Source organism: Pseudomonas sp. GW821-FHT04C07 (assembly GCF_059420325.1).
Genome location: NZ_JBWKTM010000003.1, coordinates 221,334 through 247,341, shown reverse-complemented (window position 1 = coordinate 247,341; position 26,008 = coordinate 221,334). Strand labels below are relative to the sequence as shown.

Below are 26,008 nucleotides of genomic sequence, written 5' to 3'. Positions count from 1 at the left end.
CGCATTCCCCCTTTAAGACTGCGATCTAATGTGGGAGCGTGGCTTGCCCGCGATCGGCCGCGAAGCGGTCGTAAAACCGGTGAATGCGTTCTGTCTGACAAACCGCGGTGGTAGATTTCAGGACTGCTTCGCAGCCCGGCGGGAGCAAGCCCCGCCACAAAAGCCGTTCTGCGGTTACGCCTCTAACCCCACCACCAAATGCACCACCCCACCCGCCAACACCATCACCGCCGGGACACCGGCCGCACGCAAGGCCACCGGGTCCATTTGCGTGTCATCGTGCAGCTCCACCCGCACCCGCGTCAGGGCAATTCGTTGCCGGGATTTGAGGTTATTGGCACCACCCAATGCGGCCACGACTTCTGGCTCCAACAATGAAGAGCTTTGCGGATCAATAACAACCTTGGGCTGATCCACCACCAGATCCGGTGTCAGGGCTTTCCAGAACGCCCGCTGCAATTTCTCGAACATATTCAGTTCTCCAGAACCAATGAGGTGACGACTGCCGTCTGTTGATGCCAGTGCAAGGCTTCACGCACCTGCTCGGCGCTTTCCAGGCTCAAGACCCGTTGAGCAATGGCCTGGCATTCCCTCAGGTCCACTTCGCGGATTGTCGCTTTGATCGCCGGAATCAACGGCACACTGACCGACAGTTCATCCACCCCCAGCCCCAGTAACAGCGGCACCGCCAGGGTCTCGGAGGCCAGTGCGCCGCACACCCCGACCCACTTGCCGTGGGCGTGAGCGGCTTTCACGGTGTTGGCGATCAGGCGCAGCACTGCCGGATGGAGACTGTCGGCCTGGCTGGCCAGCCGCGGATGATCACGGTCCATGGCCAGGGTGTATTGGGTCAGGTCATTGGTGCCGATGGAGAAGAAGTCCACTTCGGGAGCGAACAGATCGGCCATCAACGCCGCGGCTGGAACTTCGATCATGATGCCGAGCTTGGGCAATGCCTTGAGCCCCAGTGTCAGCGCTTCCTCTTCGAGCATCTGCCGGGCCTGGCGCAGCTCGGACAGCTGGGTGACCATCGGCAGCATGATGTGCAAACGGGCCAGCCCGGCGCAGGTCAGGATCGCTCTGAACTGCTCACGCAACAGCTCGGGACGCTCCAGGCACAGGCGAATCCCGCGCATGCCCAGGAACGGATTGGCCTCACTCTCCATCGGCACGTAGGCCAGCGGTTTGTCGCCGCCAACGTCCAGGGTGCGCACCACCAGATTGCGCTCCGTCCCCAACGCGCGGGCGATGGCACTGTAGGTGACCGCTTGTTCATCATGGCTTGGTGCACTGTTGCGCTCCAGATAGAGAAACTCCGAACGCAGCAGACCGACACCCTCACCGCCCAGCGTCACCGCCTGCTCAACCTCTGGCAGCGAAGCGACGTTGGCCGTCACCTCGAAGTGATGACCGTCACGGGTACAGGCTGCCAGTGAAGCCTGTTCGAGTTCGCGCTGACGCCGTAGCTGTTGCTGCTGACGTTTGGTCTGTAACTGTTCGATAACCGACAGATCCGGGTCCAGGTGTAGCTCGCCCTTGTCGGCATCGAGCAAGACTTGAGTGCCGCTGGCAAGCTGCAGCACTTGCGCCGGTAACCCGCACAAGGCCGGCAGGCCAAAGGCCCGGGCGAGAATCGCCACATGACTGGTGGCGCCGCCGCCCACGGTGACAAAGCCCAGCACCTTGCCGGTATCAAGGCCTGCGGTCTGCGAAGGCGTCAGTTGTTCGGCGATCAGGATCGCCTGCTCCGGCAAGACCCAGGCGTTGTCTTGCACACCGAGAATCAGTTTGAGCACCCGCTGGCCAACGTCCGCCAGGTCCAGAGCGCGCTCGGCCAGTAATGGACTGCCCAGGCTTTTGAACAGCTGCGAAGTCGTCTCGGTCGAACTGCGCCAGGCGAACGCGGCGCTTTTCCCTTCAGCGATCAAGGCGTGGGCCTGCTCCAGCAAGCCTGGGTCTTCCAGCAATTCCTGATGCGCCTTGAAAATCTCCGCTTGCGCACTGCCTGTCGCGTTGTCGCGCAAGCGTTGCAATGCTTGCGCAGACTGGAGCAATGCACGCTCCAGAAGCCTGCGCTCTTCGGCTTGATCCGAGCCTGCCTCAACCACTTCAAGGGTCTGCTCCGCCACTTGGACGACCTGCCCGAACGCCGAGCCCGGCGAGGCACAGACGCCACGCAACAGCTTCGCCGAAGACGCTTCAACCAGCGCAACCGGCTCACTCATCGCCACCGCAACGATCGTTTCACCACAACCCGCCGCCAGCAACTCGGCAAGGGTCTTGATCGCCAGCTCGGCATCCTCGCCCGCCGCACTGACCTGCAAGGTATCGCCCTGCGCAGTCTGCAACGCCATGATCGCCACCAGGGATTTGGCGTTGGCACTGGCCTGTTGTTTATGCAGACAAATGCTCGCCGAAAACCCCTTCGCCGCCTGAGCAAATACCGCCGCAGGACGTGCATGCAAACCGTTCAGGTTGGGCAGGGTCAGCGGTTTGGAGAACCGCGCTTCGCCCTCTGGCGCCACCACAGCATCCGAGGCCTGATCGCCCGGACTCAGACGCAACAACGGCTGACCGCTCTCGACCAAACCCGTGTCCGACGTCAGTGCCGTAAAGGGCTCAGCGCTGACCACCAGCATCAAGGTCAGCAGGCTGCGGGCATGCAAGCCAACGTAGTCGGCGTCGAACACGATCAATGCCTGCCCGGCCTCAACCCGCTGGCCCTCTTCCACCAACCGTTTGAAACCCTTGCCGGCAAGGTTCACCGTGTCCAGACCAATGTGCATCAACACCTGCACACCGCTGTCGTCGGTGATGCTGACCGCATGGCCACTCTGTTGCACATTGCTGACCACCCCGGCCAGCGGCGCGCAGAGGGTTTGCGACGTCGGATCGATGCACAGGCCGTCACCGATCAGACGGCTGGAAAACACCGGGTCCGGCACTTGATCGAGCGGCATCAGCACCCCGGACAAGGGCGCTAGCAGTTGCAAATGTTGGGTTGTGGCCATGACTTCACCTGCTGTTTTGTTCTTTTAAGTGCTGATGGAGCACGCGCCCCGACAGCATCGCTTATTTCCACCAGTACTCGACCTGCAAACCGACATTCGAGCCATGCAACGCCGTACCGAAAGCGCCGGTATCGGACAATGCCGAACCCGCCGCCAATTCGTTCGCCGCGCGTTTGGCTGCTTCGTTCCAGCTGGCATAGGTGTAATACAGGCGCACTTCCGGGCGCGCCCAGAAATCCGGGCCCTTGGGCGACCAGGTCGGGGCGAAGGTGAACTTGCTCAATTTACGCGTGCCGCCGGGGGCCTCGACCTGATCGTGACCGAGTTCGGTGACCAGTTTGAACTGTTCAGTGATGGCATAGGCCGGACGAATGCCGAGGGAAATCCAGTTCTGATCGTTGCCGTCCGGGCGAATGTCTTTCTGATAGACCGCTTCGACCTGGCCACCGAAGCGCGGTGTCACTTGCCAGTCGAAGAATTCCACCACACGGTAGCTCTTGTTGCTGTCGTCGAGGCCGACATTGCCGGTATAGCCCAACCCGGTGCCAGGACCTTCGCCGTACTGGAATGCCAGTTTGTTCTTGCCGCCCAAAAAGTCTTTCTGCACATGCTGGGTGGTAATCGCCCAGCCACTGTGAGCGTCGCGACTGCCCGGTTTGTCGATGTAGCTCAGGCCGAACTCCAGCTCACCACCGGGGTTGGTCTTGAACCCGGCGACGTTGAAGTCGTGCCGGCTGATGTAGTCCTTCTGGAACAGGTTGTCCTTGCGCGAGAAGGCGTAGCTGTACTTCAGATCGCCGATCAGTACGTCCTCGACCCCACCGCCCGTGGCGCTCTGGTTCCAGTAGTAGAAGTCGGAAATATGGATGTCATTACGCTTGTAGTAACGCCGACCGGCCCACAACGAACCGCCGTTCAGGCTGGGCATCTTCGACCACTGGGCGTACATCTGCGGCATGCGCACCGAGCCGTTGTCGCCCTCGAACGTCAGGCTGCGATCGTATTGGTTAAACAGCGACGCCATGCCATCGACGCTGAGCACCGAACCGTCGTCGAGGGTAAACAAGTCCTGACGCAACTCCAGCTCAGCGTACTGCTCGCATTCGTTGCCGAGCCGGTATTTCGACTGCGCGCCGGGCAATTGAAAGCACGACTGCGAACTGCTGTTGACCGAGGTCCCCACGCCGCTGCGCAAGTAACCGGCGAACTCCAGGGCCTGGGCCGAGAACGGCAATGCCAGGCACACGCACGATGCTGCAAGGCTGCGATTTATGGTTGTTTTCATGAGCCACCCCATTATTTTTATTGTGTTTGCTCTGCAAAAGCGGCGCGCAACACTCCCCCGCTCGGCGCTCTGCGAGTTGTTTGAAACAGTGCTTGTCAGTGGTCGGTCAGGTGCAGGACGAACGACTCGTAAGGCCGCAAGAAGAGCTGTCGGCTGCGCGTTGGGCAGTCGCCATAGTTACTGATCACCAGGCGCTGCCCCATCCCGTCAGTGATCACCCCTTCCGGCAAATCAACTTCGCAGGCCGCGGCATAGAAGTTGTTCACCACCAGCAAGCGTTCACCGTCACCTTCGCGCAGGTAGACCCAGACCTGGGTGTGGTCGGCCAGGAGCTGGCGATACACGCCGTCCTGAATCAGCGACTCGGTGCGGCGCAAAGCGATCAGTTGGCGGTAGTGATGCAGCACCGACGCCGGGTCGTCGAACTGCTGTTCGACGTTGATCAGCGCCGCGTTTTCCGGCACGCCGATCCAGGGCTCGGCAGTGCTGAAACCGGCGTGGGCTTGAGCGTTCCATTGCATCGGCGTGCGGCTGTTGTCGCGGGACTTCTGCGTGATCGCCGCCATGTTTTCAGCCTCGGATTCACCGGCCTCACGCTTGAGGCGATAGATGTTCAGCGTCTCGACATCGCGGTACTGCTCAATGTGCTCGAAGCCCGGATTGGTCATGCCCAGCTCTTCACCCTGATACACAAAAGGCGTGCCCTGAAGGAAGTGCAGCGCGGTGCCGAGCATCTTCGCCGAGACCACTCGGTGTTCACCGTCATCACCAAAACGCGAGACCACCCGCGGTTGATCGTGGTTACACCAGAACAGTGCATTCCAGCCACCGCCGGCCTGCATGCCGGTCTGCCAATCGGAGAGGATGCGTTTGAGATCGAGGAAATCGAAATCGGCGCGTATCCATTTCTGCTGGTTCGGGTAATCGACTTTCAAATGGTGAAAGTTGAAGGTCATCGACAACTCGTTCGAGTCGGGACGCGAATAACGAATGCAGTGTTCGAGGCTGGTGGAGGACATCTCACCAACATTGATCAGGTCGCTACCTTCGAAGACTTCGCGGTGCATTTCCTGCAAATAGTCGTGGACGTTCGGGCCATCGGTATAGAAGCGTCGACCGTCACTGTTGTCCTCGGGAAAGTCCGCCGGTTTCGAGATCAGATTGATCACGTCCAGACGGAACCCGCCGACGCCCTTGTCACGCCAGAAGCACATCATTTTGAACACTTCAGCACGCACCTGCGGGTTGTCCCAGTTCAGATCCGCCTGGGTGTGGTCGAACAGATGCAGATAGTACTGACCGGTTTGTGCCTCGTATTCCCAGGCCGAACCGCCGAACTTGGATTCCCAGTTGTTCGGCTGATCGCGCCAGATATAAAAGTCGCGGTACGGATTATCGAGACTGCTGCGGGCCTGCTGGAACCACGTGTGTTCGATGGAGGTGTGGTTGACCACGATATCGAGCATCAACTTGATACCGCGTTTGCCCGCCTCGGCAATCAACAGCTCACAGTCAGTCATGGTCCCGTAGCTCGGGTCGATGGCGTAGTAATCGCTGATGTCGTAACCGTTGTCGCGCTGTGGCGAACGCAGGAACGGCGTGATCCACAGGCAGTCGACGCCCAACCATTTCAGGTAATCGAGCTTGGCGACCACACCGAGCAAATCGCCCGTAGCGTTGCCTGCGTGGCTGTGAAAACTCTTCGGGTAGATCTGGTAGATCACCGAACGCTGCCAGTTCTGCATTGCGTATTCCTTCATTTAGTTTTGCGGTGGCAGGTCAGGCCCCATCGCGGGCAAGCCTCGCTCCTACGGGAGACCGATCGCCCCCAAAATTTGCGGATCACCGCATCCCCCTTCTGGAGCGAGCTTGCTCGCGATAGCGATCCATCAGGCGACTCGATACCCAGGCCGGACGATCTTCATGCTCAAGCCACAGGTCAGCACGAACGGCACCACCATCGCGATCACCATGCCGATCACAAACATCGGAATGAATTGCGGAATGATCGAAATGAACCCTGGCAGCCCGCCGACGCCAATCGCCGAGGCCTGGACCTTGTTCAGAGAAAGAAAGATGCCGCCCAGCGCCGAACCGGTCAGGGCGGCGTAGAACGGAAATTTGTAGCGCAGGTTGACGCCGAACATCGCCGGCTCAGTGATACCGAAGTAGGCGGAAATCGCCGAGGTCGAGGCCATGCTCCGATCCCGCGCATTACGGCTCATGTAGAACACCGCCAGCGCCGAACTGCCCTGGGCCAGGTTGGACATGACGATCATCGGCCAGATGAAGGTGCCGCCCTGGGTCGAGATCAACTGCAGGTCCACGGCGAGGAACATATGGTGCATGCCAGTGATCACCAGCGGTGCATAGAGCAGACCGAAAATCGCCCCGCCGACCATCGGCGCCAGATCGAACAGGGTGACCACGCCTTCGGTGATGAGGATCCCCAGATGCCGCGTGACCGGGCCAATCACGGCCAGCGCCAACACGCCAGTCACCACGATGGTGGTGATCGGCACGACAAGCAGCTGAATAGCGTTCGGGATACGCGCTCGCAGCCATTTTTCGAGGGTGCTCATCACCCACGCCGCCAGCAGAATCGGCAGGATCTGCCCCTGGTAACCGACTTTCTCGATCTGGAACCAACCGAATATGTCGAAGTACGGCAGGCTCTGGCCGTCCAGCCCCGCTACCGCCTTGCCATAGTTCCAGGCATTGAGCAGATCGGGGTGCACCAGCATCAGGCCCAGGACGATGCCGAGGATCTCGCTGCCACCAAAACGCTTGGCCGCCGACCAGCCCACCAGCGCCGGCAGGAACACGAACGAGGTGTTGGCCATCAGATTGATCAGGCTCCACACGCCGTCCAGCGTCGGGTAAGCCTCAAGCAGGGTCTTGCCCTCGATGAACATGCCCTTGGCACCGATCAGGTTGTTCACCCCCATCAGCAGGCCGGCAATGATCAGTGCCGGGAGAATCGGCATGAACACATCGGAGAACACTCGCACCAGCCGCTGCATGGCGTTGGTCTTGTCAGCACCCTTCTGTTTCACATCCGCGATGGTCGACGCCGCAAGACCGGTCTGCTGACGCAGGGCCGCGTAAACCTTTTCCACTTCGCCGGGACCGATGACGACCTGAAACAGGCCACCGGTAAAGAACGAGCCTTTGACCAGATCGATCTGGTTCAGCGTCGCGCTGTCGACCCGACTCGGGTCTTTGAGCGCCAGCCGCAGTCGGGTGACACAGTGCGCAGCTTGTTCGAGGTTGTCTGCACCACCGAGGCTCTGAAGGATCTCGCTGGCGATATTCGGATAATCGTGGCTCATGCTTTTTCTTCCACTTGGATTCTTGTTATTGGAGAGCGCTATTGGCAGCACGCCGAAGTGAAAAGTACTCGTCTGTACGAGTTAAAGCAACAACTCGTACAGACGAGTTACAATTTGTTTATCCTGAACCCGACCAGCGGTGAGTTTTCCTGTGCGATCCATCTACATGGACAAACCCCAACTCTGCCCTTAAGGTTCCAGACCTTGAGCGCAGCGGGCACAGAGCCATCCCATGAGTAAATACAACCAGATCTACACCGATCTGCTTGCCAGCATCACCACCGAACGTCTGGAACGTGGCGCGCGGCTGCCCTCTGAAACCGAATTGATGGACAGCTACCAGGCCAGTCGCGGCACTGTGCGCAAGGCCATAGAGCAACTTCAGGAACGCGGCTTCGCCCAGAAAATCCACGGCAAAGGCACCTTTGTTCTGTCACCCAACCCGATCGAATTCCAATTGGGCGGAATTGTCAGTTTCCAGGAAACCTACCCGCGGCTGGGCAACGACGTCAGCACCGAGGTGGTCGAGTTCAGCCAGTTCCCCCTCGAAGGCGCCCTGCTCGAACACATCCAGGCGCAAGAAGGCAGCCTGATCACCCGTATCAAGCGCGTACGCCGAATCGACGGCAAGCGAGTGATCCTCGACATCAACCACTTTGTCGCCGATGTGATCCCAGGCCTGAATCGCGAGATCGCCGAGCACTCGATCTACGCCTTCATCGAGCAAACCCTGCAACTGCAAATCAGCTATGCCCAGCGGACCATCGAAGCGGTACCGCGTAGCAAGGATGACCAACAACACCTGGATCTTGAGGGCCAGAGCCATGTCATCGTGGTCAGCAACCAGACCTTTCTGCAGGACGGTCGCCAGTTCGAGTACACCGAATCACGGCATACACTGGACAAGTTCTACTTCTCGGACGTTGCGCGGCGCTGAGAGGGGAGCGTCAAACCAGCGCCTGCCACTCGGCGCTCAGGGCCACAACCCGGCGTGACTCCTTGACGAGATTGACGCTTTGCGCGATCCGGGCGACGTCGATCACCGGTTGTTCGAGGCTGTAGCCGCCCTTTGCATCCAGCCAGCTCAATACCTCAGCCAGGTGCCAGACGGATGTCTTGCCCTCATGAACGGCCAACGGGAAGCTGTTGGAATGGGTCAGCATCAGTTTGCGCATGTTCTGCCGCGAAACGCCGACGATGTCGGCAATATCCGTCAGACCGACGAAGTCCGGTGCCACCTCCACCAGACGAGCGTCAGGAATGATGCGCTTGACGTCCATCAGTGCGCTCAACAGCGCCGTTTCCGCAGTCGCGGCCTCACGGGTGAACGCCAAGGCCAACCGGCCCGGCAATCCGATACCGACCAACGCATCATCGCAGCCTGCCGCGTATAGACGTTCGACCAACTGGTCGGGATCGCAATCGCACTGCGCGAGCTGATACTTGAGGGTGAAAATGTAGTCCATTGATTTACTCCTTGAGTCGAGGTGCTGATTTCCCGTCAATCACCTGCTGCGTCGTACAGTTATCAACCACCCGCCGTAGCGCCCTCGCGTGATTGAACGAGTTTCTCGGTGTGCTGCACACGCTGGTAATACAGAATTCACCACAGCGGCAAAGGTCATGTCTGAAAGGGCAGTAGATCTTTCCCCAGGCGTGGCTGCCACCGACTTCTATCCGCCAGCCTTGTTCTTCGGCATGACGCAGGGCCATTTCGATTTCTTTTTCAGGGTGAGATGCACGAGCCATCCATAGCCTCCAGTCTCGTCAAGAACTGCAAGGTTGTCAAATGACAACCAACCAAAATCCACCGCCCCTTTCCCGAAACTTGAGCTGCCAAGGCCGCTCGGACAGGGCTGGAAGATTATCTGGAGAGCGTACAGACGAGACTGATAGCAGGCTTGGCCTATGTCTTTCAGAGTATTGCGAAGGGTTTTTACAGCAGCTGAAACGCCAGCGGCGATCGACACCAAGGTGCCGATCGCCGCTGTTTAAACGCGCAGATCACAGGCCGATGAGCCGGTCTGAATCATTCCCACTCGATGGTCGCAGGCGGCTTGCTCGACACGTCGTAAGTGACGCGGGAGATGCCTTCGATTTCATTGATGATCCGGCCGCTGACGGTTTCCAGCAGCTCGTAAGGCAGGTGCGCCCAACGTGCGGTCATGAAGTCGATGGTTTCTACTGCACGCAGGGCCACGACCCAGGCGTAACGACGGCCGTCGCCGACCACGCCTACCGATTTCACCGGCTGGAACACTACGAAGGCCTGGCTGACTTTGTGGTACCAGTCGGCCTTGCGCAGCTCTTCGATGAAGATATGGTCCGCGCGACGCAGCAGGTCGGCGTATTCCTTCTTCACTTCACCCAGGATCCGCACGCCCAGGCCCGGGCCCGGGAACGGGTGACGGTAGACCATGTCGTACGGCAGGCCGAGTTCCAGGCCCAGACGACGGACTTCGTCCTTGAACAGCTCGCGCAGGGGTTCAACCAGCTTGAGGTTCATTTCGTCCGGCAGGCCACCCACGTTGTGGTGCGACTTGATCACGTGAGCCTTGCCGCTTTTCGCGCCAGCCGACTCGATCACGTCCGGGTAGATGGTGCCCTGGGCCAGGTACTTGATGTTGTCCAGCTTGTTGGACTGGGCATCGAACACGTCAATGAACGTACGGCCGATGATCTTGCGTTTCTTCTCAGGGTCCGACTCGCCGGCCAGGTTGTTCAGGAACTGCTCTTCAGCGTTGGCGCGAATCACTTTGACGCCCATGTTCTCGGCGAACATGGCCATCACTTGCTCACCTTCGTGCAGACGCAGCAGGCCGTTGTCGACGAAGACGCAGGTCAGTTGGTTGCCAATGGCTTTGTGCAACAGCGCGGCAACCACCGAGGAATCCACACCACCGGACAGGCCGAGCAGCACGTTGTCGGTGCCAACCTGGGCACGGATTTGCGCGATGGCGTCATCAGCGATGTGCGACGGCGTCCACAGGGCTTCGCAGCCGCAGATGTCGAGGATGAAACGCGAAAGGATGCGACCGCCCTGCTTGGTGTGGGTCACTTCCGGGTGGAACTGCACGCCGTAGTAGCCGCGGGTGTCGTCGGCCATGCCGGCGATCGGGCAGCTCGGGGTGCTGGCCAGAATGTGGAAGCCTTTCGGGATTTCGGTAACTTTGTCGCCGTGGCTCATCCACACATCGAGACCGAAGACGCCATCGGCATCGACATGGTCTTCGATGCCGTCCAGGACGCGGCTCTTGCCGACCACGTCGACACGGGCGTAACCGAACTCACGCAGCTCGGAACCTTCAACACGGCCGCCCAGTTGCTCGGCCATGGTCTGCATGCCGTAGCAGATACCGAAAACCGGTACGCCGAGGTCCCAGACCGCTTGTGGCGCGCGTGGGCTGTCGGCTTCGTGCACGGACTCCGGGCCGCCGGCGAGGATGATCCCGCGCGGCGCGAATTCGCGGATCGCTTCGTCGTCCATGTCGAACGGATGCAGCTCGCAGTAAACGCCGATTTCACGCACGCGGCGGGCGATCAGCTGGGTGTACTGGGAACCGAAGTCGAGGATCAGGATGCGGTGAGCGTGAATGTCGAGGGCCATGATTCAGTCTCGTCTAAGTAATTCAAAAACAGTCTTGATTCAGAAACAACTCGGGGCTGAAAACAGCCCCGGTTACTTAACGTTTTGCTGGAAGCATCAACCTACGCGGTAGTTTGGCGCTTCTTTGGTGATCTGCACGTCGTGGACATGCGATTCAGCCATGCCAGCGCCAGTGATGCGCACGAACTCTGGCTTGGTACGCATCTCTTCGATGTTGGCGCTACCGGTATAACCCATGGAAGAACGCAGGCCGCCCATCAGCTGGTGGATGATGGCGCTCAGGGTGCCCTTGTACGGAACACGCCCTTCGATGCCTTCCGGAACCAGCTTCTCGGCACCCGCGGAGGAGTCCTGGAAGTAACGGTCGGAGGAGCCTTGAGCCTGGGACATGGCGCCCAGCGAACCCATGCCACGGTATGCCTTGTACGAACGGCCCTGGAACAGTTCGATCTCGCCTGGAGCTTCTTCGGTACCGGCGAACATCGAGCCCATCATCACGCAGGAAGCACCGGCAACGATGGCCTTGGACAGGTCACCGGAGAAACGGATGCCGCCGTCGGCGATCAGAGGGACGCCAGTGCCTTCAAGGGCAGCGGCGACGTTGGCGATGGCGCTGATTTGCGGCACACCAACACCGGCAACGATACGCGTGGTGCAGATCGAGCCAGGGCCGATACCGACCTTGACCGCGTCAGCGCCGGCTTCGGCCAGGGCCTTGGCAGCAGCGCCGGTGGCAATGTTGCCGCCGATCACCTGGACTTCAGGGAAGTTCTCTTTGACCCAGCGAACGCGGTCGATCACGCCTTTGGAGTGACCGTGGGCGGTATCGACCACTACCACGTCAACGCCGGCAGCAACCAGTGCCGCGACGCGATCGCCGGTGTCTTTACCGGTACCGACCGCAGCGCCGACACGCAGACGACCCTGGTCGTCCTTGCTGGCCAGCGGGTAGGCCTTGGCTTTTTCGATGTCTTTGACGGTCATCATGCCTTTGAGGGCAAACTTGCCGTCGACGATCAGGACTTTTTCCAGGCGGTGCTTGTGCAGCAGCTCGCGGACTTCGTTCTTGTTGGCGCCTTCGCGAACGGTGACCAGACGCTCTTTCGGCGTCATGACTTCACGAACGGTAGCTTCCAGACGGGTTTCGAAACGCACGTCACGGGAGGTGACGATGCCGACCAGGTCGCCATCGTGCAGCACCGGAACGCCGGAAATGTTGTGCATGCGGGTCAGTTCGAACAGATCACGTACCGTGGCGTCAGCCTCGATGGTGATCGGGTCCTTGACCACGCCGGCTTCGAACTTCTTGACCTTGCGCACTTCGGCAGCTTGCTGCTCGACGGTCATGTTCTTGTGAATGATGCCGATGCCGCCTTCCTGAGCCATGGCAATTGCCAGACGGGCTTCAGTGACGGTGTCCATAGCGGCGGAAACCAGTGGAATATTCAGCTCGATGCCACGGGTAAGACGGGTTTTGAGACTGACTTCGTTAGGAAGAACCTCGGAATAACCGGGCACTAAGAGAATGTCGTCGAAGGTCAGAGCTTCTTGGCTGATACGCAGCATCGCGGGGGCTCCCGAGCGGGAAAATGGAAGCGCGCCATTATACTCAGACACCCCCTTCGGCTCAATGTAAAACTCTGCCTATTATCGGCGGGGTGATGGGAGGGTCATTTGAAGACCGCAGCGTCTGCATCGCGAGCAAGCTTCGCTCCTGCAGGAGCGACGTTGTTCTAACCTGGTTAAAGCTCGACCTTGACCCAGGTCACCGGCTGATCAAGCCATTCGGCAAACTCATCGAGAAAGCTCTGTTTGAATCCCGCTTCGGCCCAGTTATTAAAGATGAAGCCCAGATTGGAAAAACCGCATTCCTGCAAAAACAGAAAGCCGTTGATGTCGTCTTCATGGCCACATTCCGGGCAGGTGAAGTTATCCGTGCGTCCGGGCATCCAGTCTTCCAGGCTGTCGAACAGGGCTTCACCCACTTCTTTTCGGCACTCAGCGCAGCCAGCTTCTTCGAGAAAGCCTTTGGCCGGTGTATAGATGCAGCGCTTGGTGATGATCTCCAGACCATTCACCGGCTCACCGAAAGGTAACGCCTCAGGGTGCAGCACCACGCTGCAAGCCCCCGCCGCAATCGCATGGGCCATGCGGTTGCCCGTACGACCGCAGGTGGTCAGTTCTTCTTCGATGATGTTCTTGCGCACCAGCCAACGCACGATCGCCCGCGCTCGGGGTTCGTGCACCGGCAGTGTGGAAATTTTCGGGACGATGATGCTTTGGGAGTTCATGGTGGGGCCTGAAGCGTTGAATGAGATTTTCGCGTTGTCCGGTCAGCCGTCTCGCCGGCAAGTCTCCTGCATGAATCGATAAATCTGCAGGAGCAAGGCTTGCCCGCGAATGGATCTGGCGGCCGGCAGCTTAATCCCTGACACCATCAGGTCAAGTACTCAGATAACGAGTGATCAAGGCAATGCCACTGGCCAGTACCAGCCAGGTCACCAGCCGCACAAAGGCGTCCCGGGACAGCTTCATGGTCAATCGGCGACCGATCAACAGCCCCAGCGCCATTGCTGGCAGTAAACACAGAGCCAACAACAGTAAGGGTAGTTCGGCATACACACCCGCGAGCGTAAACAGACTCAAACGCACCACCGTGCTGCAACTGATCAGCGCACTCTGGGTCGCCCGCGCGGCATCCTTCGGCAAACGGCTGTTCAAATAGATCGCATATAAAAAGCCGCCACTGCCAAACAACGCACCAAACAACCCGCCTACCGTGCCCATCGGGATCGACCACCCGGCAGCAAGCTGGGCGGGACGGATTTTCACCGACAGGCTGTAGATCGCATAAGCACTGATAAACAGCCCCATGAGCAGCAACAACACGTCGGCTTTGAGATTGAGCAAAAAAATCACCCCCAAGGTGCAACCCACGGCCATGCACGGCAGCAGCCTCAGTAACTCAGGCTTGACCACATTGCGTCGTGAAGGCAACAAATTGCCAAACGCCGCGACAAAATCCAGCAACACCAGCAGCGGCACAATCTTCGACAGCGGCATGAACAGAATCAATATCGGTCCCGCCACTAGCGCCGTGCCGAAGCCGGCGATGCCGAACACGATATAGGCCAGGGCTATGCCCAGCTCGATCACCAGCCATTCCACCGCGCCGAACGGCCATTGATTTAACAGTGCGACAACACTCATTGGTACGACTTCCTTGATCCTTTTCAGGATGACTTGTAGCAGCTGGCGCAGCCTGCGTCCGGCCGCGCAGCGGTCGTAAAACCTGAATCCCCGTTACTAAATCAAGACCGAGGTGTCCGAATTGCGACCACTGCGCGGCCGGACGCAGGATCGCGCGATCCCATAGAGTCGTGGAGATTGACCGCCGAATGCCTTTATCATGCGCCCCATGATTAAAGACCCCTTTGCAAGACTCGGCCTCGACCGCGAAGTCCTGACTGTCAGCCAACTCAACGGCCGGGCACGGGTGTTGCTGGAAGATGTGTTCAGCAACATCTGGGTCGAAGGCGAAATCTCCAACCTCGCCCGCCCGGCCTCCGGTCACGTGTATTTCACCCTCAAGGACAGCGGTGCCCAGGTGCGTTGCGCGCTGTTCCGGCAGAATGCCGCGCGGGTTCGTCAGGTGTTGAAGGACGGCCTGGCGGTCAAGGTGCGCGGCAAGGTTTCGTTGTTCGAAGGCCGTGGCGACTATCAACTGATTCTCGACACCGTGGAGCCTGCCGGCGATGGCGCGCTGCGTCTGGCCTTCGATGCACTGAAGGAAAAACTCAGTGCCGAAGGCCTGTTCAGCGCCGAACGAAAAGTGCCGCTGCCTGCCCATCCACAACGCATCGGTATCATCAGCTCACCAACCGGCGCGGTGATACGCGACATCATCAGCGTGTTCCGCCGCCGTGCCCCGCAAGTCCGGCTGACCCTGATCCCGACTGCCGTGCAGGGCCGTGAAGCCACGGCGCAGATCGTCCGCGCCCTGCAGCTGGCCGACGCCCGCGGCTTCGATGCACTGATCCTGGCGCGCGGCGGCGGTTCGCTGGAAGACCTTTGGTGTTTCAACGAAGAAGCCGTCGCCCGTGCGGTGGATGCCTGCGTGACACCCATTGTCAGCGCCGTGGGCCATGAAACCGATGTGTCGATCAGCGACTTCGTCGCCGACGTCCGTGCGCCAACGCCTTCCGCCGCCGCCGAATTGCTGGCACCGGATTCCAGCGATCTACAACGCCGGGTCGAAAGCCTGCACCGCCGCCTGGTGATGCGTATTCGCGATCGGCTGATGCGCGACCGCCTGCGCCTGGAAGGCATGGCGCGTCGCTTGCGTCATCCCGGCGAACGCCTGCGCCAGCAAGCGCAACGTCTGGATGACCTGGACATGCGCATGCGCCGCGCTTTCGAGCGCAGCCTCAATATCCGTCGCGAGCGGCTGATCCGCCTGGAAACCCGCCTCGCCGGGCAGCATCCCGGTCGGCAGTTGGCCATGCTGCGCCAACGCCTCGAAAGCCTCGCCGAACGCTTGCCGCGTGCGATGCGCGAAGGTTTGAAGACCCGTCGCCTGCAACTGCAAAGCCAGATGCAAACGCTGCATGTGGTCAGCCCGCTGGCGACCCTCAGCCGTGGTTACAGCATATTGCTGGACGAGCGCGGCCAGGCCATTCGCAGCGCCGCACAGACCCACACCGGTCAGCGCCTGAAGGCCAGGCTCGGCGAAGGTGAATTGCAGGTGCGCGTCGAAGACAATCACCTGACGCCTGTCACCCTTTCTTTACTGGATTGATCCATGCTGCGTTTTCTTGGCTCTCTGCTGTTACTTTGCTTGTCTTTCAACGCCCATGCAGACAGTTACATCACCCGTCTGCTGAACAAACCGGTGCCCGGTGGCGTCGCAGTCGTCGATCTCGGTCCTTCGGCTCAAGTGCCAAAAGCCAGCTATCAGGACAAACCGTTGCTGGTGATCAAGGAACAGAACAACTGGCTGGCGATTGTTGGCGTGCCTTTGACGGCCAAACCGGGCAGCCAGCAGATCAGCGCGGGCGGCCGCAGCCTGAGTTTCACCGTCGGCAACAAGCACTACCCGGAACAGCGCATCACCCTGAAAAACCAGCGGCAGGTCAATCCAAACCCGGCGGATCTGAAACGCATCGACGCTGAATTGGCCGAACAGATTCGCGCCTACCGCAGCTTCAGTCCGAACACACCGAGCAACCTGTTACTGGACAAACCGGTCGATGGCCCGCTTTCCAGCAAGTTTGGTGTGCGCCGTTTCTTCAACGGCGAGGAACGCAATCCCCACGCCGGGCTGGACTTCGCCGTGCCCGCTGGCACACCGATCAAAACCCCGGCCGCCGGCAAGGTGATCCTGATCGGCAACTATTTCTTCAATGGCAATACAGTGTTCGTTGACCACGGCCAGGGCTTTATCAGCATGTTCTGCCATATGTCTAAAATCGACGTGAAGGTAGGCCAGCAACTGGCCCGCAGTAGCGTGGTTGGCAAAGTCGGCTCCACCGGCCGGGCGACTGGACCACATATGCATTGGAACGTAAGTTTGAATGACACCCGGGTTGATCCGGCGATCTTTATCGGTGCCTTCCAGCCGTAATCGCCGCCGATTCAGGGATCGTTCCCACGCAGAGCGCAGGAACGATCATTGCTGACCTTTTAACATCAACGCAATTAATCCAACAACAAGAACAATTTAGCGCCACAAAATCTCGAAACATGCCTCAAAAACAGAAATTATCTCAATTTTTTTCACCAGCTTGCCATCCTTCACACCAATGGTTAGGGTTGAAGGCATGAAAACCTCTCACACCCTCATTCAGCGTCGTCAACACCGCAGCCTCTGCCTCGTCAGTGCACGACTGCCAGGGTGAATCGCGGTGCCTCGTCCCCTGCTTCATCCATAGAAAATTTGATTCAACGGCAGGCCGCCTCTTTTCGGCCAACTCAATAAGGATTTCCTGATGACCATGCTCAAAGACCCGTCTTCGAAATACCGCGCGTTCCCTACCATCAACTTGCCGGACCGCACCTGGCCATCGAAAACCATCACCGCCGCGCCGATCTGGTGCAGCTCCGACTTGCGCGACGGCAACCAGTCGTTGATCGAGCCGATGGACGCGGTCAAGAAGCTGCGCTTCTGGAAAACCCTGGTCGCCGTTGGCGTGAAAGAAATCGAAGCCTCCTTCCCTGCCGCTTCGCAAACCGATTTCGACTTCGTACGGACCCTCATCGAAGGTAACCACATCCCGGACGACACCACCATCCAGGTGCTGACCCAAGGCCGTGAAGACCTGATCGAGCGCACGTTCGAATCCCTGCGCGGCGCGAAAAAAGCCATCGTTCACTTGTACAACGCCACCAGCCCATCCTTCCGCAAGATTGTCTTCAATCAGGACAAGGAAGGGATCAAGGCAATCGCCGTGAACGCCGCCAAGCTGTTCGTCAAATACGCAGCCCGGCAGCCGGAAACCCAGTGGACCTTCGAATACTCGCCAGAGACCTTCAGCGCCACCGAGCTGGAGTTCTCCAAGGAAGTCTGCGACGCCGTGATCGAGGTCTGGAACCCGACGCCTGAAAACAAGGTGATCCTCAACCTGCCTGCCACCGTCGAATGCGCGACCCCGAACATCTATGCCGACCAGATCGAGTGGTTCGGTCGTCACATCCACCGCCGTGACAGCGTGGTGATCAGCCTGCACACCCACAACGACCGTGGCACTGGCGTTGCCGCCACCGAGCTGGGTCTGATGGCTGGTGCCGATCGCGTCGAAGGCTGCCTGTTCGGCAACGGTGAGCGTACCGGTAACGTCGACCTGGTGACTGTGGCGTTGAACCTCTACACCCAGGGCGTCGATCCCGAGCTGGACTTCTCCGACATCGACGGCGTGCGCAAAGTCGTTGAAGAGTGCAACCAGATCCCCGTGCACCCGCGTCACCCGTATGTCGGCGACCTGGTTCACACCGCATTCTCCGGCTCGCACCAGGACGCTATCCGCAAAGGCTTCACTCAACAAAAACCGGACACCCTCTGGGAAGTGCCGTACTTGCCGATCGACCCGGCCGACATCGGTCGCAGCTACGAGGCGGTGATCCGCGTCAACAGCCAGTCGGGCAAAGGCGGTATCGCTTACTTGCTGGAACAGGAATACGGGATCAACTTGCCGCGTCGCATGCAGATCGAGTTCAGCCAGGTGGTACAGCGTGAAACCGACCGCCTGGGCCTTGAAATGACTGCCCAGCAGATCCATGCCTTGCTCCACAGCGAGTACTTGCAGGCCAACCTGCCTTACGCGCTGGTCAGCCATCGTTTGCAGGAAGAGAACGGCCACAGCACAGTCGAGATCGAGGTTCACTGCGACGGAGAAACCCAACATTGGCGCGGCAAGGGTAATGGCGCCCTGGAAGCCCTGGTGGCCGGTCTGCCGATTGCCGTGGAGATCATGGACTACAACGAACACGCTATCGGCGCGGGCACCAATGCCAAGGCTGCGGCCTACATTGAACTGCGCGTGAACGGCGAACGTGCAGTACACGGTGTGGGCATCGATGAAAACATCACCACTGCCAGCTTCAAGGCCCTGTTCAGCGCGCTGAACCGCTCCCTGAGCCAGACACCAGCCCAAGAAGCGGCGTAACCAGTTGAAATACAAAAGGCCCCGGGGTTAACACCTCGGGGCCTTTTTGTTGGGCTGATCGTTCCCACGCTCCGCGTGGGAATGCCTCACTGGACGCTCCGCGTCCGCTCTGAATGTGACGCGCAGTGTCACGGGCTGCTTTCCCACGCAGAGCGTGGGAATGATCTAGAAGCGCCTATGTGAGCTGAAAGGTATCCGCATCCAGGTTAGCCGGAAACCGCGTCCGGTAAGCCGCCAGCTCGGCAGCGTTCAGGCAGACCTGAAACACCCCATCCGCCTCCCCGGCGCTGAGCAGGGTTTCGCCCTGGAAATCCAGCACCTGGCTGTCGCCGGTATAGGCGAAGCCTTTGCCATCGGTGCCAATCCGATTCACCGCCGCCACGTAGCAGAGGTTTTCGATGGCGCGCGCCGGCAACAGGCGGTTCCAGTGCTGACGCCGGGCGCCAGGCCAGTTGGCGGTGTACAGCAGCAAATCGGTGTCCTGAGCATCGCGGCTCCACACCGGGAAGCGCAGGTCATAGCAAATCAGCGGACGCACCCGCCAGCCTTTGAGCTCGAACTGCACCTGACGCTCGCCCGGCGTGAAGTGGTTGTGTTCCCCGGCCATACGGAACAAGTGGCGCTTGTCGTAATGCCAGACTTCACCGTCGGGACGCGCCCACAGCAAGCGATTGCGATGGCTGCCATCGGCGGCCTGGACAATCACGCTACCGGTGATCACCGCATCCAGCTTTTTTGCCTGGCTACGCAGCCACTTGCTGGTGGGGCCGTTTTCCGGCTCGGCCAGGGCTTCGGACGCCATGGAAAAGCCAGTGGTGAACATTTCCGGCAGAATGATCAGGTCCGCGCCCCGGGCTTGTTCGAGCAGTTGCTCGAAATGCTCGAGGTTCGCCTGACGGTCATGCCAGGCCAGCGTTGTCTGAATCAGCGCTATGTTCAGATTTGGTAGTGCACTCAGATCACGCATAGTTTTTCCGCAGCCTGGCGCAGCGTCTCCTCGCGCTTGGCAAAACACAGACGTACCAGACGCTGCCCTTGCGGTGGGTTCTGGTAGAACACCGAGATCGGAATCGTCGCCACACCGTGCTCACGAGTCATCCATAGCGCCATATCGACGTCATTAAGGTCAGGGCGAATCCGCGAATAGTCCACCAACTGGAAATAGGTCCCGGCGACCCGAGTGAAACTGAACCGCGAAGGTGTCAGCAAGTCGCAGAACAGATCACGCTTGGCCTGATAGAAGCCCGGCAGTTCTTCGACATGCTCAGGGTGTTCGGCCATGTAATCGGCCAAGGCATATTGCAACGGCGTGACGCCGCAGAAACTGACGTACTGGTGCACCTTGCGCAGCTCAGCGGTCAAGGCGGGCGGGGCCACCACGTAGCCAGTTTTCCAGCCTGTGACGTGGTAAGTCTTGCCGAAGGAACTCACGACAAAGGCCCGCTGATACAGCTCTTCATGGGCCAGCACGCTGACGTGAGGCACACCGTCGAACACCAGATGCTCGTAGACCTCATCGCTGATCAAATAAATATCGCGATCGCGGATCAGCGCCGCCAACTGGTCCAGCTCGGCGCGAGTAATCAGTGCGCCACTTGGGTTGTGCGGAGAGTTGAGGATGATCATCCGCGTACGTGGACTCAGCGCTTCGCCAAGCTTCTGCCAGTCGATGGCGAAGTCATCCAGGCCCAACTGAACGTGTACGCAACGACCGCCAGCCAGTTCCACCGACGGTTCATAACTGTCGTAGCACGGGTCGAAAACGATGACTTCGTCGCCGCTGTGGATCACCGCTTGAATGGCACAGAAAATCGCCTGAGTCGCGCCGGGAGTGATGGTCACTTCGCTGTCGGCGTCCACCGTGCAGCCATAGCTGCGGGCGATCTTGGCCGCGACTTGCTGGCGCAGCGCCGGCAGGCCGGTCATGGGTGAATACTGGTTGTGGCCACTGGCGATATGCCGGCCTACGGCATCACGCAGGGCCTGCGGGCCGTCGAAATCGGGAAAACCCTGGGACAGATTGAGCGCGCCGGTTTCTACCGCGAGCTGTGACATGCGAGTAAAGATGGTGGTGCCGACATTCGGCAGCTTACTGGTGATCATGGGTAATTCCCTGCTGAACACCCGGCTCTACGGCGGCACGGGAGAGCCCGAGGATAGCCCAAACGGCAGGTATGAAAAAGGGCGCCATGGGCGCCCTTTTTCCGATGCAGCAATTGATCGTTCCCACGCTCTGCGTGGGAATGCCGCCATGGACGCTCCGCGTCCAGGTGACGCGGAGCGTCACGAGATGCATTCCCACGCGGGAGCATGGGAACGATCATTTCACATAGCCCAATCAGCGTTTGTCTTTACGCTTCTTCTCGGCTTTCTTGTGGTGAGTCATCAAACGACGCTTCTTGTTGACCTGGCGGTCGGTAAGCGTGTTCTTGTTGCCTTCGTACGGGTTCTCGCCACCTTTGAACTCGATCCGGATCGGCGTACCGACCAGTTTCAAGACACGGCGGTAAGTGTTTTCCAGATAACGGACGTAGGACTTCGGAACGCGCTCGACCTGGTTACCGTGGATCACGATGATCGGCGGGTTGGCTCCGCCCAAGTGGGCATAACGCAGTTTGATCCGACGGTTGTTGACCATCGGTGGCGCGTGTTCACCCACCGCATCTTCAAGAATCTGAGTCAGACGGTTGGTCGGCCAGCGGGTAACCGCGGACTTGAACGAGTTCTGCACCGACTGATAGAGGTTGCCCACGCCAGTGCCGTGCAAGGCCGAGATGAAGTGAATGTCGGCGAAGTCTACGAAGAACAACCGGCGTTGCAGCTCGATCTTCACGAACTCGCGTTCGCTCGGCTCCATGCCATCCCACTTGTTCAGTGCGATAACCAGCGCACGACCCGCTTCCAGCACGAAGCCCAGCAGGTTGAGGTCGTGGTCGACCACCCCTTCGCGGGCGTCCATGACGAAAACCACCACGTTGGCGTCTTTGATCGCCTGCAGGGTTTTCACCACGGAGAACTTTTCGACTTCCTCGTGGATCTTGCCGCGCTTGCGCACACCCGCGGTGTCGATCAGCGTGTACTTCTCTTCGTTACGCTCAAAGGGAATGTAGATACTGTCGCGCGTGGTGCCGGGCTCGTCATAAACGATAACCCGGTCTTCACCGAGCATACGGTTGACCAACGTCGATTTGCCGACGTTCGGACGACCGATGATGGCGATCTTGATACCGTCTTTTTCGCTCGGACCTGGAATGCGCTTGGCTTCCTGACCTTCCTCGACGATTTCAGCTTCGCCCTCTTCCGGCCCTTCCTCATCTTTGGGGAATTCGCGCAGGCAGATTTCCAGCATCTGAGTGATGCCGCGGCCGTGAGCACCGGCGATCGGGATCGCGTCGCCCATGCCCAACGGGCTGAACTCGGCGCGGGCCAGCTCAGGATCGATGTTGTCGACCTTGTTGGCGACTACGTAGGAACGCTTGTTACGCTTGCGCAGGTGCTCGCCAATCATTTGGTCAGCAGCAGTGAAACCTGCGCGGGCGTCTACCAGGAACAGGACGACATCGGCTTCTTCAATGGCCAGCAGCGATTGCTCGGCCATTTTTTCGTCCATGCCATGCTCGTCACCGGAAATACCACCGGTGTCGACCAGAATGTAGGAGCGCCCTTGCCACTTTGCCTCACCGTATTGGCGATCACGGGTCAGACCGGACAGGTCGCCGACAATGGCGTCACGGGTCCTGGTCAGGCGGTTGAACAAGGTGGACTTGCCGACGTTCGGTCGGCCCACCAGGGCGATTACGGGAACCATGCGGCTCTCCACTTCGTTATTTCAGAAAATACAAAAGCCGCTGCTAGGCAGCGGCTGGTGCTCGTGTAGGAGCGAACTTGTTCGCGAAGAACGTCACAACACCGCGTTTATCCAGACTGTACGCGTTATCGTTGACGTCCTTCGCGAGCGAGCTCGCTCCTACCTATAGGTCCAGCATAGTTCTTACTTGATGGTCAGGGCTTCCAGCTTGCCACTGTTGCCATACACATAAATCGTGTCGCCCACCACCAGCGGACGAGCACGCAGGCCGTCGCTGTCGATGCGTTCACGGCCGACGAAACGGCCATCCACCTGGCTCAGCAGGTGCAGGTAGCCTTCCATGTCACCGACTGCAACGTAGCTGGAGAACACTTCCGGTGCCGACAGTTGACGGCGGGCCAGCGAGTCGTTGCTCCACAATGCAGTGGTGGAGCGCTCGTCGACACCTTCAACGGTACCCGAAGACAGGCTCACGTAAACGCTGCCAAAGCCTTGAGCGACGCCTGCATAACTGGAAGCATCACGCTGCCAGAGCGGACGACCGCTTTCCAGGTCCAGAGCTGCAACGCGACCTTGATAGCTGGCCACATACAGGGTGCCACCGGACAACAGCAGGCCTCCGTCGATGTCGACCACACGTTCGAGCTCCGAACGTCCTTGCGGAATCGCGATGCGTTGCTCCCAGACCGGCACGCCGTTGCGAATATCAAGAGCAACGACTTTACCCGTCGACAAGCCGGCAATCGCCAGGCGGTTGGTGACGATCGGCGCACTGGTGCCACGCAGGGTCAGGACCGCCGGGGTACTGTCGTAGAGCCAGCGTTGATTACCGGTAGCAGCGTCGAGGCCGATCAGACGGTCATCCTGAGTCTGGACCACAACCACATCACCGTTGGTGGCAGGCGGTGCGAGGACTTCACTGGTCACGCGAGCGCGCCATTTCTCTTCACCGGTGCTGGAATCCAGCGCTACCACCTGGCCTTTCAGCGTACCGATCAGGACCAGACCGTAACCAACGCCAACGGCGCCGGAAACACGCAGATCAAGATTTTTCTTCCATTTGACGTCGCCATTGCTTCGATCCAGCGCCATCACCACGCCAGTTACATCGCCAGCATAGAGGGTGTCGCCGTCGATAGCCGGCACCAACATGTTGTAGGTATCGCCCTGGCCATTACCGATCGAACGGCTCCACTGCTTTTGCAGAACAACTTCTTCTTTGAAGTTGACCAGTTCAGCCGGTGGCAGTTCTTTTTTGCTGTTGCTGCTGCAACCCGCGGCCAGAATGGCCAGAGCCAGCAATGCTGCATGTTTCCAACGGATCACGTCACGCATCCCCTTTGGCCAGGTCGTCCAGCTTGATTTGTAAGCCATCGACCGCTGCTTCATCAGACAGCGCAGCCTTGGCCTTTTGATACGCAGCATGGGCTTCGTCGGTACGACCCAATTGGACCAGCAGGTCACCCTTGAGCTCTTCACGAGTGGCCAGGAATGCCTTGTCAGCATCGCCTTCGAGCAGCTTCAGCGCTTCGTCAGGCTTGTTCTGTGCTGCCAGCACCTGAGCCAGACGCTGACGCGCGATTTCGCCCAGGGCCGGGTTGGCCGGTTTGTCGGCGACGGCTTTGAGCTCGCTCGCCGCGTCGTCCAGCTTGCCGGTATCGACCGCGACTTTCGCCACGAACAGGCTGCCGTATTGCGCGTAGGCAGTGCCCGCGAACTCGCTGTTGAGCTTGCCGGCCAGATCCGCAACACGGGCCGCATCCGGCTTGCCATCAGGGGTCAGCGTGGTTTCCAGCAATTGCTGGTAGAGCATCGAGGCACCTTGCGACTGGTTGCTCTGATACTTATGAAACGCCTGCCAGCCGAACACGATGACCAGCGCCAACAGGCCGCCGGTCACTAGAGGTTTGCCGTTACGCTGCCACCAGTCTTTGAATTCCGCCAGATGTTCGTCTTCGGTACTCGACACCCCAATACTCCTTATTCGCTAAATCGGCTGTTTGACAGCTTCAACCCTGCACGACGCAGGTGGCCAGGTGAGCGGCAAGCGCATCCCAGGCAATGCTTTGTTGTTCGCCCTGGCCACGCAAGGGTTTGAAACCGACCACTTGCTGGGCCATTTCGTCGTCACCGAGGATCAATGCATACAGCGCACCGCTCTTGTCGGCCTTCTTGAACTGGCTTTTGAAGCTACCGGCGCCGGCGTTGATCTGCAGACGCAGGTTTGGCAATTGATCACGTACCCGCTCGCTCAATGCCAGCGCTGCGAGTTCAGCAGCTTCACCGAAGGCGCAAAGGTAGACATCAACCTGACGGGAGATTTCTTCCGGGATCTGCTCCAGGGTTTCGAGCAGCAGCACCAGACGCTCGATGCCCATGGCGAAACCAACGCCCGGGGTCGGCTTGCCGCCCATCTGCTCGACCAGACCGTCGTAACGGCCACCCGCGCAGACAGTGCCCTGGGCACCGAGCTTGTCGGTGACCCATTCGAATACGGTTTTGCTGTAGTAATCCAGCCCGCGCACCAGCTTCGGGTTGATCACATAAGGAATGCCGGCAGCGTCCAGACGCGCCTTCAGGCCCTCGAAGTGAGTGAGGGACTCTTCGTCGAGGTAGTCAGCCATCTTCGGTGCATCGAGCAGTGCCGCCTGGGTATCGGCGTTCTTGGTATCCAGCACTCGCAGCGGATTGGTTTTCAGACGGCGCTGGCTGTCTTCGTCCAGCTGGTCCAGACGTGCCGTCAGGTACTCGACCAGTGCTTCGCGGTAACGACCGCGAGATTCGCTGGTGCCCAGGCTGTTGAGTTCGAGCTTGACCGCGTCACGGATGCCCAGCTCGCCCCACAGGCGCCAGGTCAGCACGATCAGTTCGGCGTCGATGTCCGGACCATCAAGGTTGAAGACCTCGCAACCAATCTGGTGGAACTGGCGATAACGGCCTTTCTGCGGACGCTCGTGGCGGAACATCGGGCCGATGTACCAGAGTTTCTGCACCTGGCCACCGCCGGTGATGCCGTGCTCAAGCACAGCACGCACGCAGGCCGCTGTGCCTTCAGGGCGCAGGGTCAGAGAGTCGCCGTTGCGGTCGTCGAAGGTGTACATCTCTTTTTCGACGATGTCGGTCACTTCACCGATGGAGCGCTTGAACAGCTCGGTGAATTCAACGATCGGCATGCGGATCTGCTTGTAACCGTAGTTATCCAGCAGACGCGAGACGGTACCTTCGAAATGACGCCACAGGGGGGTCTGCTCGGGCAGGATGTCGTTCATGCCACGAATGGCTTGCAGAGACTTGCTCACTATAA

Annotated in this window: 21 protein-coding genes; 4 read left to right on the top strand and 17 right to left on the bottom strand. The window is 59.5% G+C overall.

What is annotated here, in order from left to right:
- Positions 1-174 precede the first annotated feature (174 nt).
- The 5 genes from AC07UI_RS07885 to treP all read right to left on the bottom strand — a co-directional run bounded on the left by AC07UI_RS07885 (position 175) and on the right by treP (position 7,628).
- Positions 175-471: a PTS sugar transporter subunit IIB gene (locus AC07UI_RS07885; protein WP_494991951.1), complete on the bottom strand. Its 297-nt coding sequence runs from the start codon at positions 469-471 to the stop codon at positions 175-177.
- Positions 472-473: 2 nt separating this feature from the next.
- Positions 474-3,011, bottom strand: coding sequence for a phosphoenolpyruvate--protein phosphotransferase (gene ptsP, locus AC07UI_RS07880; protein ID WP_494991950.1), 2,538 nt, complete (start codon positions 3,009-3,011; stop codon positions 474-476).
- Positions 3,012-3,072: 61 nt separating this feature from the next.
- A complete protein-coding gene (locus AC07UI_RS07875) occupies positions 3,073-4,296 on the bottom strand; it encodes a maltoporin (protein WP_494991949.1) in 1,224 nt (407 codons plus the stop codon).
- Positions 4,297-4,391: 95 nt separating this feature from the next.
- On the bottom strand, positions 4,392-6,041 hold the full coding sequence (gene treC / locus AC07UI_RS07870) for an alpha,alpha-phosphotrehalase (protein WP_494991948.1): 1,650 nt from the start codon (positions 6,039-6,041) through the stop codon (positions 4,392-4,394).
- A gap of 144 nt (positions 6,042-6,185) precedes the next feature.
- Positions 6,186-7,628 carry a PTS system trehalose-specific EIIBC component gene (gene treP, locus AC07UI_RS07865; RefSeq protein WP_494991947.1) on the bottom strand — a complete coding sequence of 481 codons (1,443 nt, stop codon included), beginning with the start codon at positions 7,626-7,628 and terminating at the stop codon, positions 6,186-6,188.
- Between the two features lie 232 nt (positions 7,629-7,860).
- Between treP and treR the strand changes: the two genes are divergently transcribed.
- The gene (treR, locus tag AC07UI_RS07860) at positions 7,861-8,565 is read left to right on the top strand and encodes a trehalose operon repressor (RefSeq protein WP_494991946.1); all 705 of its coding nucleotides are present in this window, start codon (positions 7,861-7,863) and stop codon (positions 8,563-8,565) included.
- A 10-nt stretch (positions 8,566-8,575) separates the two neighbouring features.
- Here the strand turns inward: treR and AC07UI_RS07855 are convergent, their stop codons facing one another.
- The 6 genes from AC07UI_RS07855 to AC07UI_RS07830 form a co-directional block, all read right to left on the bottom strand.
- Positions 8,576-9,094 carry a helix-turn-helix transcriptional regulator gene (locus AC07UI_RS07855; protein WP_494991945.1) on the bottom strand — a complete coding sequence of 173 codons (519 nt, stop codon included), beginning with the start codon at positions 9,092-9,094 and terminating at the stop codon, positions 8,576-8,578.
- Between the two features lie 4 nt (positions 9,095-9,098).
- On the bottom strand, positions 9,099-9,377 hold the full coding sequence (locus AC07UI_RS07850) for a hypothetical protein (protein ID WP_494991944.1): 279 nt from the start codon (positions 9,375-9,377) through the stop codon (positions 9,099-9,101).
- Between the two features lie 280 nt (positions 9,378-9,657).
- Positions 9,658-11,235: a glutamine-hydrolyzing GMP synthase gene (gene guaA / locus AC07UI_RS07845; RefSeq protein WP_494991943.1), complete on the bottom strand. Its 1,578-nt coding sequence runs from the start codon at positions 11,233-11,235 to the stop codon at positions 9,658-9,660.
- 96 nt (positions 11,236-11,331) lie between these two features.
- Positions 11,332-12,801, bottom strand: coding sequence for an IMP dehydrogenase (gene guaB, locus AC07UI_RS07840; protein WP_494991942.1), 1,470 nt, complete (start codon positions 12,799-12,801; stop codon positions 11,332-11,334).
- A gap of 176 nt (positions 12,802-12,977) precedes the next feature.
- On the bottom strand, positions 12,978-13,526 hold the full coding sequence (locus AC07UI_RS07835) for a sugar ABC transporter ATPase (RefSeq protein ID WP_494991941.1): 549 nt from the start codon (positions 13,524-13,526) through the stop codon (positions 12,978-12,980).
- 151 nt (positions 13,527-13,677) lie between these two features.
- Positions 13,678-14,445: a sulfite exporter TauE/SafE family protein gene (locus tag AC07UI_RS07830; RefSeq protein WP_494991940.1), complete on the bottom strand. Its 768-nt coding sequence runs from the start codon at positions 14,443-14,445 to the stop codon at positions 13,678-13,680.
- Positions 14,446-14,653: 208 nt separating this feature from the next.
- Between AC07UI_RS07830 and xseA the strand changes: the two genes are divergently transcribed.
- The 3 genes from xseA to leuA all read left to right on the top strand — a co-directional run bounded on the left by xseA (position 14,654) and on the right by leuA (position 18,896).
- Complete coding sequence (gene xseA, locus AC07UI_RS07825; RefSeq protein WP_494992143.1) at positions 14,654-16,033, top strand: exodeoxyribonuclease VII large subunit; 1,380 nt, start codon at positions 14,654-14,656, stop codon at positions 16,031-16,033.
- 3 nt (positions 16,034-16,036) lie between these two features.
- A complete protein-coding gene (locus AC07UI_RS07820) occupies positions 16,037-16,858 on the top strand; it encodes a peptidoglycan DD-metalloendopeptidase family protein (protein WP_494991939.1) in 822 nt (273 codons plus the stop codon).
- 364 nt (positions 16,859-17,222) lie between these two features.
- Entirely contained in the window at positions 17,223-18,896 is a 1,674-nt protein-coding gene (gene leuA / locus AC07UI_RS07815) for a 2-isopropylmalate synthase (RefSeq protein ID WP_494991938.1), read from the top strand.
- 175 nt (positions 18,897-19,071) lie between these two features.
- Here leuA and AC07UI_RS07810 read toward each other — a convergent pair whose 3' ends face one another.
- From AC07UI_RS07810 to hisS, 6 genes are all read right to left on the bottom strand, one after another.
- A complete protein-coding gene (locus tag AC07UI_RS07810; RefSeq protein WP_494991937.1) occupies positions 19,072-19,863 on the bottom strand; it encodes an amidohydrolase in 792 nt (263 codons plus the stop codon).
- A complete protein-coding gene (locus tag AC07UI_RS07805) occupies positions 19,851-20,999 on the bottom strand; it encodes a pyridoxal phosphate-dependent aminotransferase (RefSeq protein ID WP_494991936.1) in 1,149 nt (382 codons plus the stop codon). Before AC07UI_RS07805 ends, AC07UI_RS07810 begins: the two co-directional genes overlap by 13 nt.
- 235 nt (positions 21,000-21,234) lie before the next feature.
- A complete protein-coding gene (der, locus tag AC07UI_RS07800; protein WP_494991935.1) occupies positions 21,235-22,704 on the bottom strand; it encodes a ribosome biogenesis GTPase Der in 1,470 nt (489 codons plus the stop codon).
- Between the two features lie 183 nt (positions 22,705-22,887).
- A complete protein-coding gene (bamB, locus tag AC07UI_RS07795) occupies positions 22,888-24,039 on the bottom strand; it encodes an outer membrane protein assembly factor BamB (RefSeq protein ID WP_494992142.1) in 1,152 nt (383 codons plus the stop codon).
- Positions 24,032-24,673, bottom strand: coding sequence for a tetratricopeptide repeat protein (locus AC07UI_RS07790; protein ID WP_494991934.1), 642 nt, complete (start codon positions 24,671-24,673; stop codon positions 24,032-24,034). Before AC07UI_RS07790 ends, bamB begins: the two co-directional genes overlap by 8 nt.
- A 40-nt stretch (positions 24,674-24,713) precedes the next feature.
- Positions 24,714-26,003, bottom strand: coding sequence for a histidine--tRNA ligase (gene hisS, locus AC07UI_RS07785; RefSeq protein ID WP_494991933.1), 1,290 nt, complete (start codon positions 26,001-26,003; stop codon positions 24,714-24,716).
- Positions 26,004-26,008 lie beyond the last annotated feature (5 nt).

Excerpts from the sequence above, each read along its gene's own strand:
- xseA (WP_494992143.1), top strand. The coding sequence starts at position 14,654 with ATGATTAAAGACCCCTTTGCAAGACTCGGCCTCGACCGCGAAGTCCTG.
- AC07UI_RS07850 (WP_494991944.1), bottom strand. The coding sequence starts at position 9,377 with ATGGCTCGTGCATCTCACCCTGAAAAAGAAATCGAAATGGCCCTGCGT.
- AC07UI_RS07805 (WP_494991936.1), bottom strand. The coding sequence starts at position 20,999 with ATGATCACCAGTAAGCTGCCGAATGTCGGCACCACCATCTTTACTCGC.
- guaB (WP_494991942.1), bottom strand. The coding sequence starts at position 12,801 with ATGCTGCGTATCAGCCAAGAAGCTCTGACCTTCGACGACATTCTCTTA.
- bamB (WP_494992142.1), bottom strand. The coding sequence starts at position 24,039 with ATGCGTGACGTGATCCGTTGGAAACATGCAGCATTGCTGGCTCTGGCC.
- der (WP_494991935.1), bottom strand. The coding sequence starts at position 22,704 with ATGGTTCCCGTAATCGCCCTGGTGGGCCGACCGAACGTCGGCAAGTCC.
- AC07UI_RS07855 (WP_494991945.1), bottom strand. The coding sequence starts at position 9,094 with ATGGACTACATTTTCACCCTCAAGTATCAGCTCGCGCAGTGCGATTGC.
- ptsP (WP_494991950.1), bottom strand. The coding sequence starts at position 3,011 with ATGGCCACAACCCAACATTTGCAACTGCTAGCGCCCTTGTCCGGGGTG.
- AC07UI_RS07885 (WP_494991951.1), bottom strand. The coding sequence starts at position 471 with ATGTTCGAGAAATTGCAGCGGGCGTTCTGGAAAGCCCTGACACCGGAT.
- leuA (WP_494991938.1), top strand. The coding sequence starts at position 17,223 with ATGACCATGCTCAAAGACCCGTCTTCGAAATACCGCGCGTTCCCTACC.
- treC (WP_494991948.1), bottom strand. The coding sequence starts at position 6,041 with ATGCAGAACTGGCAGCGTTCGGTGATCTACCAGATCTACCCGAAGAGT.
- AC07UI_RS07820 (WP_494991939.1), top strand. The coding sequence starts at position 16,037 with ATGCTGCGTTTTCTTGGCTCTCTGCTGTTACTTTGCTTGTCTTTCAAC.
- AC07UI_RS07830 (WP_494991940.1), bottom strand. The coding sequence starts at position 14,445 with ATGAGTGTTGTCGCACTGTTAAATCAATGGCCGTTCGGCGCGGTGGAA.
- treP (WP_494991947.1), bottom strand. The coding sequence starts at position 7,628 with ATGAGCCACGATTATCCGAATATCGCCAGCGAGATCCTTCAGAGCCTC.
- treR (WP_494991946.1), top strand. The coding sequence starts at position 7,861 with ATGAGTAAATACAACCAGATCTACACCGATCTGCTTGCCAGCATCACC.
- AC07UI_RS07810 (WP_494991937.1), bottom strand. The coding sequence starts at position 19,863 with ATGCGTGATCTGAGTGCACTACCAAATCTGAACATAGCGCTGATTCAG.
- guaA (WP_494991943.1), bottom strand. The coding sequence starts at position 11,235 with ATGGCCCTCGACATTCACGCTCACCGCATCCTGATCCTCGACTTCGGT.
- AC07UI_RS07875 (WP_494991949.1), bottom strand. The coding sequence starts at position 4,296 with ATGAAAACAACCATAAATCGCAGCCTTGCAGCATCGTGCGTGTGCCTG.
- AC07UI_RS07835 (WP_494991941.1), bottom strand. The coding sequence starts at position 13,526 with ATGAACTCCCAAAGCATCATCGTCCCGAAAATTTCCACACTGCCGGTG.